The organism is Streptomyces sp. NPDC045968 (assembly GCF_056430475.1).
Genome location: NZ_JBWKLF010000001.1, coordinates 408,794 through 419,638 on the forward strand (window position 1 = coordinate 408,794; position 10,845 = coordinate 419,638).

The following is a 10,845-nucleotide window of genomic DNA, read 5'->3' on the forward strand; positions in this document are numbered from 1 at the left end:
CTTCTTCCGTTCGAGGCAAACTTACGATGGACGTAACTTTAGGTCGGACGGCAAGGGGTGTCAACATAAATTTACTACGGATGTAAGATTCGCCCATGGGTATCGAAACGAACGCCGAGGACGCCGCGATGGGTCTGCGGGAGTCCAAGAAGCGCGAGACGCGTCAGCTGATCTCCGACCACGCGACCAGACTCTTCATCGAGCAGGGCTTCGAGCGGACGACGATCGCGGAGATCGCCGCAGCCGCGCGCGTGGCCAAGAAGACCGTCACCAACTACTTCCCGCGCAAGGAGGACCTGGCCCTGGACCACCAGGAGGAGTTCGTCGCGGGTCTGGCGCGCACCGCCGCCGCCCGGCCGGCCGGTGAATCCGTCATCGCCGCGCTGCGCCGCGCTCTTCAGGCGGCCGTCGCGGCCCAGGACCCGGTAGCCGGATTCGCGGGCCCCGAGTTCTCCCGCATGATCGCCGACAGCCCCACCCTCTCGGCCTGCCTCCGCGGCCTGCACGACCGGCGCGAGGACGCGCTGGCCGACGTCCTCGCCGAAACGACCGGTTCCTCAGGCGACGAGATCACTGTGCGTACGGCGGCGGCCCTGCTCGGTGCGGTGCACCGCACCCTGTTCCAGCGCATCCAGGACCTCACCCTCGCCGGGCGTACCAACCCCGAGATCGCGGCCGTCCTCGGGGACGAGGTCACCCGCGCGTTCGGTCTGCTCGAACCGGCGCTCGCCGACTACGCGGTGGCCTGACCCCGCGGGGCGGCCCCGAGGCCGGTCGCGGACAGGACCGCGTCGACCGTCTCCTCCACCGTCTGCCCCGCGTTGTCGATCCACGTCCCCGACCGGCCGAGTTCGGCGCGCATCGCGTGGTCCAGGGGCGACCAGTCGGTGGTCAGCACCTTGTCCCGGGTCCGGTTGCGCTCGCGGGCGACGTCGGGGCCCGGTGCCAGGACGACGACGTGGAACCGAGCGGTCGTCAGCGTCTCCCGGTAGAAGTCGAGATGGGTGCGGCGCACGACGACATCGGCGAGTACGGGGACGAAGCCCGCCGCCACGAAACTGTCCGCCAGCAGACAGGCGTGACGGGCCCGCAGGAAGATCTGCCGGTCCGCTTCCGCGTTCCCCTCCATGGTGGGCCACTCGTTCCCGCTGACGATCATGTCCTGGAGCGCGTCCACGTCGATGTGCGCCGACCGCCGCAGCCGCGCGGCGAGCGCGGCGGCCACCGTGGACTTCCCGCTGCCGGGGATGCCGGTCAGCAGGACGGCACAGGGCGCGGGCTCCCGGTCGATGGGGCGGGGATCGAAGGTCAACGGGGGCTCCTCGTGACGGGCGCGGCCGCTTCCAGCTCGTCGACGCTGCCGGACATGATCGTGCGTACGTGCTCCGTGATGTGTTCGGCCGGCCAGTCCCACCAGGCGACGGCGAGGAGGCGGGCGACGTCCTCGTCCGCGTACCGGGTCCGGATCAGCTTGGCGGGGTTGCCGCCGACGATGCCGTAGTCGGGGACGTCGGAGACGACCACCGAGCCGGAACCGATGATCGCGCCGTGCCCGATCCGCACTCCGGGCATCACCGTCGTGCGGTAGCCGAACCAGACGTCGTTGCCGACGACCGTGTCGCCCCGTCCGGGCAGGCCGGTCAGCAGGTCGAAGTGGTCGGCCCAGGAGCCGCCCATCGTGGGGAAAGGGAACGTGGAAGGGCCGTCCATACGGTGGTTGGCGCCGTTCATGATGAACCGCACCCCCGTCCCGATCGCGCAGAACTTCCCGATGACGAGCTTCTCCGGCCCGTAGTGGTACAGCACGTTGCGCGTCTCGAACCCGGTCGCGTCGTCCGGGTCGTCGTAGTACGAGAACTCCCCGACCTCGATCAGCGGCGAGGTCACGAGCGGCTTCAGCTGCACCACCCGTGGCTGGCCCGGCATGGGGTGCAGCACGGTGGGATCGGCGGGTACGAGGCTCATGCGCGCTGCTTCCGACGGGGCTCGACTACGGACGAGCAGTCATGATGGCAGCAGGCTCCCGGCGGCCGCACGCCGATTTCCGTGCGGCCGCCGCACACGCGATCAGGCCCGCAGCTCCTCCCGCGCGCTCGCGGCGATGTCCGGGAAGTCCGTCACGACGGCGTCCACCCCCTGCGCGTAGTGGAAGGCGTACTCGGCGAAGGCGTCGCCGAACTCGGTGGGCACGGTGCCCCGCCGGTACGCGGCCGGCAGGTACTGGTTCTCCGCACGGAAGGTGTACGCGCCGACCTTCAGGCCCGCCGCGTGCGCGTCCGCCAGCAGGGTGAGCGGCGGAACGAGCGAGGACTTGTCCGGGCCGATCCAGTCCGCGTAACGGGCGATCTCGCGCAGCCCGGCCGGCGTCATCATCTCCTTGTACGTGACCGGGTGGCCGTACGGACCACCGCTCGTGCCGAGCGCCTGCCAGAGCGGCAGCCCGAGCCGGGCCTCGGCGATCCGGTGCAGGCTGGACGGTTCGAAGGACTGGACGACGCAGTCGCGGGCGCTCAGCCGGTTGCGGCGGACGACGCGGATCAGTTCGGGCTCCAGCGGCAGCCCGACCGACCGGAAGTACGTGGGGTGCTTCGTCTCCGGGAAGACCGCGATCCGGCGGCCGTGTTCCGTGGACAGGGCGCGGGCCAGGTCGATGACCTCCTGGAACGTCATGACGTCCTGGCGGCCGTCGAAGACGGTGTTGCGGTTGCGGACCAGTGGCAGCCGCTCGACCGCCCGCAGGGTCTTCAGCTCGGCGAGCGTGAAGTCCTCCGTGAACCAGCCGGTGACCGCCCTGCCGTCGACCGTCTTCGTGGTGCGGCGGCCGGCGAACTCCGGGTGCGCGGCGACATCGGTGGTGCCCGATATCTCGTTCTCGTGCCGCACTACCAGGACGTTGTCCTTCGTCGGGACGAGGTCCGGCTCGATCCAGTCGGCCCCGGCCCGTACCCCGAAGGCGTAGGCGGCGGCGGTGTGTTCGGGCCGCCAGCCGGCCGCACCCCGGTGGCCGATGACCAGCGGACGTCCGGGCCGGTGGTCCCTCTTCCCGGACGAGGCGGCGGCGACGGCGGGGCTCGCCGCCGCCGTCGTCAGCGCGGCCGTGGCCAGGAGGACCGAGCGTCGTCTCGGGGCGTGGTTCATGCGGGACTCCTCGCGTGGGACGGAGGAACCACATAAGCGACGGCGGGTTACGGCGCGGCGGACGCAGAACTGCGTCCTCATGTACGGCGGTGCCCGTACGGCGACCCGTGAGGCCCGTCCGGCGATTGAGGGCGAAAACGGCTACCGGGCGGCCCCGGCACCCTTCCTCTGGCGCACCAGACCGATCCCCGCCAGCACCAGCGTCAGCGCGCCCGTGGCCAGCAACTGGTCCCGCGTGTCGGGCTGTCGCAGCATCAGCAGGAAGATCCCGGCCATGGCGGCCAGCGCCACGATCGTCCCCACCGGGAAGAGCCACATCCGTACGACGAGCTTCTCCGGAGCCTCCCGCTCCAGCCGCCCGCGCAGGATCAGCTGCGAGACCGCGATGAAGATCCACACCACGAGGATCACCGCCCCGATCATGTTGAGCAGCCAGGGGAAGACGTCGTCGGGCCGCCAGTAGCTGAGCAGCACGCACAGGAAACCGAAGACGGAGGAGACGAGAACCGCCCGGCGGGGAACACCCGAGCTGATCGTGCCGAGCCGCGCCGGTCCCTGGCCCCGCGCCACCAGCGAGCAGGCCATGCGCGAAGCGCCGTAGATGTTGGCGTTCATCGCGGAGAGCAGCGCGATCAGGATGACCACGTTCATGATCTCGGCGGCGCCGCCAATGCCGAGATGGTCCAGGGTCGCGTAGAACGGACCGACCGCGGCGACCTTCGGGTCGTCCCACGGGACGAGGGTCACGATGACCGCCATCGAGCCGACGTAGAACAGCGCGATCCGCCACATGGCCGTCCGCACGGCCTTCGCGACACCCTGCACCGGGTTCTCCGACTCGGCCGCCGCGATGGTCACGGTCTCCAGACCGCCGTACGCGAAGACCGAGGCGAGCAGTCCGATGATGAAGCCGTTGGAACCGTTGGGCAGGAATCCGCCGTCACCCGTGAGGTTGGACGTGCCCGGCGCGTCCGTGCCCGGCAGGACACCGAGGATCGCCAGGACGCCGAGCACCAGGAAGAGGGTGATGGCGACGACCTTGAGCGAGGCGAACCAGAACTCGAACTCGCCGAAGTTCTTCACGGCGGCCAGGTTCGTGCCGAGGAACATCACCATGAACAGCGCGACCCAGGCCCACTCGGGGGTCCCGGGCAGCCAGCCGGTGACGATCTTCGCGGCGCCGATGCCCTCAAGGCCCACCGCGACACAGAGCAGCACCCAGAACGCCCACCCGGCGGTGAAGCCCGCCCAGGGGCCGATCGCCCGCTCGGCGTGCACGGAGAAGGAGCCGGACGCGGGGTTCGCCGCCGACATCTCACCGAGCATGCGCATCACGAACATGACGAGCAGTCCGGAGATGCCGTAGGCGATGACGATCGAGGGGCCGGCCGCCGCGATACCGGCGCCGGAGCCGACGAACAGCCCGGCGCCGATGACACCACCGAGGGCGATCATCGACAGATGGCGCTGCTTGAGTCCGTGGGTGAGTGCGGAGTCGACCGTGACGGTGCCGGGGGAGTGCGGTCCGGCGGTGGGGGGCGGCGCGGAGGTCCGGGACATGGACGAGCTCAGTTCGGTAGCCGGGACAGGGAAGGCCCACAGTCTGGGCAACACCCCGCCCAGGGGGAACGGCTGTCCGCTATACGGTCACCAGGCTCACACATCGTGCACACCCGGCTACGTACGAGGCGACGCCCCGGCACTCCTCCGGCGGCCCCTGAACTCCCGCCCCACCGCGACCAACAGCACCAGCCCCGTCGCCCCGGCCGACCACAGCACCTGGGGGCGCGCCGCGTCATCGGTCAGCATCAGCACCAGCACCCCGAGCAGTCCGGCCAGCGTCAGCCAGGTCAGATAGGGGAAGCACCACATCTTCAGCGTCAGCGCCTCGGGCGCCTCGCGTTCGATCCGGCCGCGCAGCCGCAACTGGGACGCCGCGATCAGGGCCCAGACGAACAGCAGGACCGCGCCGACCGAGTTGAGCATGTAGAGGAAGACCGAGTCGGGCCACTTCAGATTGAGCAGGACGGAGACGAAACCGAAGGCGACGGAGGCCAGCACCGCCCGCCGCGGCACACCCCCGTCCGGGCCGCCGCCCTCCTCCCCGCCGCCGGACACCTTCAGCAGCGAGCGCGGTGCCTCGCCGCGCTCGGCCAGCGAGAAGATCATGCGGGACGAGCCGTACAGATTGGCGTTGAGCGCGGAGAGCAGTGCCACGAAGACCACGATGTTCATGATCTGTCCGGCGGAGGGCACCCCGACCGCGTCCAGGACCTTCACATAGGGGCTGAGTCCCGCCTGCTGCGCGGTCCACGGCAGCACGGTCACGATCACCAGCATGGAACCGACGTAGAAGAAGAGGATGCGCACCACCGCGCTGCGCACCGCCCGCCCCACCGCCCGCGCGGGATCGTCGGTCTCGGCCGCCGCGATGGTGACGACCTCCAGGCCGCCGAAGGCGAACACCACCGTCAGTACGCCGGAGACCACTCCGTCCCAGCCGTTCGGCAGGAAGCCGCCCTGTCCGGTGAGGTTGGTCAGCCCGACCGGATCGGTGTCCGGGAGCACTCCGAAGACCGCCAGCAGGCCGAGCACCAGGAAGACCACGATCGCGGTGACCTTGAGGGCGGCGAACCAGAACTCGAACTCGCCGAAGTTCTTCACCGCCGTCAGATTGGCCGCGGTGAACACCACCATGAAGACCAGCACCCAGGCCCACGGCTCCACCCCGGGCACCCAGCCGTGCGCGATCTGCGCGGCGGCCGTCGCCTCCACGGCGAGCACGACCACCAGCAGGAACCAGTAGAGCCAGCCCGCACTGAAACCGGCCCACCGGCCAAGCGCCCGTTCCGCGTGGACGGAGAAGGAGCCGGACGCGGGCATCGCCGAGGACATCTCGCCGAGCATCCGCATCACCAGCATCGCGAGCGCGCCGGCGATCAGGTACGAGATGACGATGGCGGGGCCCGCGACCGCGATCCCGGCCCCGGAACCGACGAACAGCCCGGCGCCGATCACCCCGCCCAGCCCGAGCATCGTCAGATGGCGCTGCTTCAGACCGTGGGACAACGGCTCGGACTGCGTGGGGGGCGGTGAGTCGTGCATGGGGTGCGGGTCACTCTCGGATCATTTATGGGGAACCTACAGTCTCACGCCGTATCGCCTGCCCCGGCGAAGGGCCCAGCCCCGCCCCCACCTCAGTGACGAGCATCACGCCCGGGCGCGATTGCGTTCCGCGCTTTGTTCGAACCCGACCAATTCCTCAACCCCCGCTTTGTGGACGGCTGATGGTGATCGAGCGTTCACCCGTGGGCTAACGTCGGCCGGAGTCACCTGTCCTGCTGCCCTCACCCGCGGAGTCCCGATGAGTCTCGCCGCCACCCCCATCCGCTCCGGAGCGGTCCTCGCCGACCTGCTGCCCGCGGCCCGGCACCGTTACGCCGTCGACACGGCCCTCGTCATGGGCGGCGCCGCCCTCACCGGCATCGCGGCCCAGATAGCCGTCCCGGTCCCCGGCTCCCCGGTCCCCGTCACCGGCCAGACCTTCGCGGCGCTCCTCGTCGGCACGGCGCTCGGCGCCCGCCGCGGCTTCCTCTCCCTGGCGGTGTACGCGCTGATCGGCATGGCCGGCATGCCGTGGTTCGCGGGCGGCACCTCCGGCGCGGGCGGCGCCTCGTTCGGCTATGTGCTGGGCATGCTCCTCGCCGCCACCGTGGCCGGCGGTCTGGCCCGTCGCGGCGGCGACCGTTCGGTGCTGCGCACCGCGGGCACGATGGCGGTCGGCTCCGTCATCATCTACGCGGTCGGCGTGCCGTACCTGGCGCTCTCCACCGGCATGTCGATGAGCGCGGCCGTCGCGGCGGGCCTGACGCCCTTCCTGATCGGGGACGCACTGAAGGCGGCCCTGGCCATGGGCGCGCTGCCCGCGTCCTGGAAGCTCATCGGGCGTCGCGGCTGACGCCGTACGCCCCACCGAAGAGGCTCGCCGGGTCGTGACGCGACACCAGACCGGCGAGCCTCTCGCGTGTCCGCGGCCCGTGGAAGCCGTCGGTACGGTCCCCGCCGCCGAAGGAGAAGTTCAGCGAACGCCCCAGGGCCGTACTTCCCAGGACGCAGGCCACCTCCGCGTACAGGGCCCGCACCGACGCCACGTCCGTCCCGTCCAGCGGGGACAGCAGCCGCAGCAGGAACCCGGCGTCCCGGTACGGCACCGCGTTCGGAACGGCGGGCTGCCGGCCCAGGGCCCCGCCCAGGTGGTTGAGCTGGACGACCGTCATCATCGGCGCCTTCGGGCCCGTCAGCTCCAGCACCCGGACAGCCGCCTGCGCCTCCAGCTCGCCGAGCATCGCGCTGTCCCCGTAATACGCGTGCGGGAACGGCGGATCGCTGTGAATGGTGTGGCTGTCGGTGTACGGCATCTCCCGCAGCGAATCGGCGAGGGCGGGCGCCGCCTCCCGCAGTGGAGCGACCAGCCGCGCACCCTCCGCCGCGCTCCCCGTGTACGCGACCCGTACCGAGACGACGTACCGGCCGCGCATCGGCTCCGGCACCTGCGGGAGGTCGGGGAGCGTCAGCGCGGAGAGCGAGGACGTCAGCGCTTCGGGCACGGTCCGTGTCCACTCCAGATAGCGGCGCAGTACGTCGGCGGCGGTGTCGCCGCTCCCGCCGTCGAAGGCGATCGAGCCCCCGTACAGCCGCTCCACGGCGACCAGGCCGGTCTCCAGTGCCGTGACCGCACCGAGGCGGTGGCCGCCGCCGCGCAGCGCCCAGAAGAGCTCGGGCTCGGTGTCCGGGGTGACATGGCGCGGGACGCCGTCCGCGGTCACGAGGTCGAGGGAGCGCACATGGTCGGCGGCGTACCCGAACTCCCTGGCCAGTACGCCCAGTCCGCCGCCCAGCGTGTACGAGACGGCGCCGACGCCCGGTGACGAACCGTTGAGCGGGGCGAGCCCGTGCGGGGCGGCGGCCTCGATCACCTGGCCCCAGGTGGCCCCCGCCCCGATGCGCGCGGTGCGCCGCTCCGGATCGATCTGGACGGAGTCCATCCGGCGCGTACTGATCAGCACCCCGCCCACGCTCGTGCCGGGCCGCCCGTGACCGGTCGCCTCGACGCCCACGGACAGTCCGCGCTCGGCGGCGTACGCCACGGCGGCCCGCACGTCACCGGCGTCCGTGGCGGCCACGACGCGCGCGGGCGTGAGCGCGAAGCCGGTCTGGAAGCCGGCCGTCCCCGTCACATAGCCGTCGTCACCGGGACGGAAGGTGGTGGCAGACATGGAAAGGCTCTCCTTCGCTCGCTGGGGGCTTGCGAAGGAGAGCCTTTCCCACTTACCTGACATCGCCTGTCAGGTATTACCTACTTCTTCCGGGACTCCACGGACTCGGCGGGCTCCGTGCCGTCCACGGCGCCGGACCTCCGGCCGCGGAACTCGCGTACCAGCGAGATCGCCACCACCAGCGCCGCGACCAGCAGCGAGAGGATGACCTGCTCGCGCCCGGTGTCGTCGGTCAGCATGTAGACCAGCACGAACGAGATCATCGCGATCGTCGCCCAGGTCAGATACGGGAAGAGCCACATCCGTACGACCAGCTTCTCCGGCGACTCGCGCAGGATGATGCCGCGCATCCGCAGCTGGGTGAAGCAGATGACGAGCCAGACGAACAGCGCGACCGCACCGGAGGAGTTCAGCAGGAACGCGAACACGGTGTCGGGCCACTGGTAGTTGAAGAAGACGGCGACGAAGCCGAAGACCACCGAGGACAGGATGGCCGCCGTCGGCACGCCGCGCTTGTTCACCTTGGCGAACGCCTTCGGCGCGTCACCACGCTGTCCGAGCGAGAACGCCATCCGCGAGGCCGTGTAGAGGCCCGAGTTGAGGCAGGACAGCACCGCGGTCAGCACGATGACGTCCATGACCTGGCCGGCGTGCGGGATGCCGATGGAGTTGAGCGCGGCGACGTACGAGCCGTCCGCGACGATCGACGGGTCGTTCCACGGCAGCAGCGTCAGGACGACGAAGATCGAGCCGAGGTAGAAGATGGCGATACGCCAGATCACGCTGTTGGTGGCCTTGGACACGGCACGCTGCGGGTCCTCGGACTCACCGGCCGCCAGGGTGACGATCTCGCTGCCCATGAAGGAGAAGACGACCATCAGCACACCGGTGAGGATGGCTCCCGGACCTTCGGGGAAGAACCCGCCGCTGTCGGTGAGATGAGCGATCCCCGAACCGGGGTTGTCCGATCCCGGCAGGAAGCCGAAGACGGCGAGGAAGCCGACGACGACGAAGGCGCCGATCGCCACGACCTTGATCCCGGCGAACCAGAACTCGAACTCGCCGTACGAGCCGACGGAGACCAGGTTCGTCGCCGTCAGCACCACCATCACGATGAGCGCCCAGGCCCACTGCGGAACGCCGGGGATCCAGCCCTCCAGGATCTTGGCTCCGGCGGTCGCCTCGACGGCGAGCACCACGACCCAGAAGAACCAGTACAGCCAGCCGATCGAGAAGCCGGCCCACCGGCCCAGCGCCTGGTCGGCGTAGGCGGAGAAGGAACCGGAGCTCGGGCGGGCGACGGCCATCTCGCCCAGCATCCGCATGACGAAGACGACCATGAGGCCGACCAGCGCGTAGGACAGGAGGATGGCGGGGCCCGCGGCGGCGATACCGGCGCTCGACCCCACGAAGAGGCCCGCACCGATGACACCGCCGATCGCGATCATCGAGAGATGACGGTTCTTGAGTCCGGCCTGGAGTCCGTCCGGCGAGCCGGGGCTGTCCGGCGTTCCGGGCTGTTCGCCCGGCTCCACCAGAGTCGTCTGCGACGTCATGGATCGAGTCCTTACGTGTTCTGATCGCGCCTTGTGGGCGTTGCCGCGGTGGGGGACGTGGGGGTGAAGGGGCGGCAAGTCACGCATTCAAGCCCGAGAAGTACCGGAATTGGAACCCCCTATTCCGATTCGTTCACCGGATCGTTGCCGCTGTGGCGTTGCGCACACGGCGTGCGCAACGCCCAGGAACCTGCCCCGGGCCGCCCGACCCCGCTGACGGATACCCCGTCGGGTTCGTGCCACACTCGGAACATGCGCGTGTACCTCGGCTCCGACCATGCCGGCTACGAACTCAAGAACCACCTCGTCGAGTGGCTGACGGCCCACGGCCACGAGGCCGTCGACTGTGGTCCCCACATCTATGACGCCCAGGACGACTACCCGCCGTTCTGCCTCCGCGCCGCCGAGAAGACGGCAGCGGACCCGGACAGCCTGGGCATCGTCATCGGCGGTTCCGGCAACGGCGAGCAGATCGCCGCGAACAAGGTCAAGGGCGTCCGCGCCGCGCTCGCCTGGAGCGAGCAGACCGCCGCGCTCGGCCGCGAGCACAACGACGCCAACGTGGTGGCCATCGGTGGCCGGATGCACTCGGTGGAGGAGTCCACCAAGTTCGTCGAGATCTTCCTCAGCACCCCGTACTCGGGTGAGGAGCGCCACACCCGGCGCATCGAGATGCTCGCGGCGTACGAGGCGACCGGCGAGCTCCCCCCGATCCCGGCGCACCACCCGCAGCAGGGCTGAACCAGCCCGCACCCCCCTTGTCCCGGGGCGCCGGGGCCGTCCCGGCGGCACGGGCGTGTTGCAACAACCCCCACCCCCGTCCGGGAGACGACGTGCCCAAAGGGAACACAAGCCCCCCCCTCCCCGCTGAACAA

Annotated in this window: 10 protein-coding genes; 3 read left to right on the forward strand and 7 right to left on the reverse strand. The window is 70.3% G+C overall.

Translation table 11 applies throughout. The features are described from left to right. Positions 1 to 95 precede the first annotated feature (95 nt). A complete protein-coding gene (locus tag AC07FA_RS01695; RefSeq protein WP_479072690.1) occupies positions 96 to 749 on the forward strand; it encodes a TetR/AcrR family transcriptional regulator in 654 nt (217 codons plus the stop codon). On the opposite strand, the gene AC07FA_RS01700 is transcribed toward AC07FA_RS01695, so the two are convergent. The 5 genes from AC07FA_RS01700 to AC07FA_RS01720 all read right to left on the reverse strand — a co-directional run bounded on the left by AC07FA_RS01700 (position 734) and on the right by AC07FA_RS01720 (position 6,243). Then, positions 734 to 1,312, reverse strand: coding sequence for an AAA family ATPase (locus AC07FA_RS01700; RefSeq protein ID WP_479072691.1), 579 nt, complete (start codon positions 1,310 to 1,312; stop codon positions 734 to 736). The two genes, AC07FA_RS01695 and AC07FA_RS01700, sit on opposite strands and share 16 nt — an antisense overlap. Beyond that, positions 1,309 to 1,965: a CatB-related O-acetyltransferase gene (locus AC07FA_RS01705; protein ID WP_479072692.1), complete on the reverse strand. Its 657-nt coding sequence runs from the start codon at positions 1,963 to 1,965 to the stop codon at positions 1,309 to 1,311. Before AC07FA_RS01705 ends, AC07FA_RS01700 begins: the two co-directional genes overlap by 4 nt. A gap of 102 nt (positions 1,966 to 2,067) precedes the next feature. Then, on the reverse strand, positions 2,068 to 3,138 hold the full coding sequence (locus AC07FA_RS01710; RefSeq protein ID WP_479072693.1) for a glycerophosphodiester phosphodiesterase family protein: 1,071 nt from the start codon (positions 3,136 to 3,138) through the stop codon (positions 2,068 to 2,070). A gap of 141 nt (positions 3,139 to 3,279) precedes the next feature. Next, on the reverse strand, positions 3,280 to 4,698 hold the full coding sequence (locus tag AC07FA_RS01715; RefSeq protein ID WP_479072694.1) for an amino acid permease: 1,419 nt from the start codon (positions 4,696 to 4,698) through the stop codon (positions 3,280 to 3,282). A gap of 117 nt (positions 4,699 to 4,815) precedes the next feature. After that, a complete protein-coding gene (locus tag AC07FA_RS01720) occupies positions 4,816 to 6,243 on the reverse strand; it encodes an amino acid permease (RefSeq protein ID WP_479072695.1) in 1,428 nt (475 codons plus the stop codon). A gap of 259 nt (positions 6,244 to 6,502) precedes the next feature. Between AC07FA_RS01720 and AC07FA_RS01725 the strand changes: the two genes are divergently transcribed. Continuing rightward, positions 6,503 to 7,096 carry a biotin transporter BioY gene (locus tag AC07FA_RS01725; protein ID WP_479072696.1) on the forward strand — a complete coding sequence of 198 codons (594 nt, stop codon included), beginning with the start codon at positions 6,503 to 6,505 and terminating at the stop codon, positions 7,094 to 7,096. On the opposite strand, the gene AC07FA_RS01730 is transcribed toward AC07FA_RS01725, so the two are convergent. Then, positions 7,077 to 8,414 carry an FAD-binding oxidoreductase gene (locus tag AC07FA_RS01730; protein ID WP_479072697.1) on the reverse strand — a complete coding sequence of 446 codons (1,338 nt, stop codon included), beginning with the start codon at positions 8,412 to 8,414 and terminating at the stop codon, positions 7,077 to 7,079. The two genes, AC07FA_RS01725 and AC07FA_RS01730, sit on opposite strands and share 20 nt — an antisense overlap. A gap of 80 nt (positions 8,415 to 8,494) precedes the next feature. Continuing rightward, on the reverse strand, positions 8,495 to 9,970 hold the full coding sequence (locus AC07FA_RS01735) for an amino acid permease (RefSeq protein ID WP_479072698.1): 1,476 nt from the start codon (positions 9,968 to 9,970) through the stop codon (positions 8,495 to 8,497). 252 nt (positions 9,971 to 10,222) lie between these two features. Between AC07FA_RS01735 and AC07FA_RS01740 the strand changes: the two genes are divergently transcribed. After that, complete coding sequence (locus AC07FA_RS01740; RefSeq protein WP_382729260.1) at positions 10,223 to 10,711, forward strand: ribose-5-phosphate isomerase; 489 nt, start codon at positions 10,223 to 10,225, stop codon at positions 10,709 to 10,711. Positions 10,712 to 10,845: the final 134 nt, after the last annotated feature.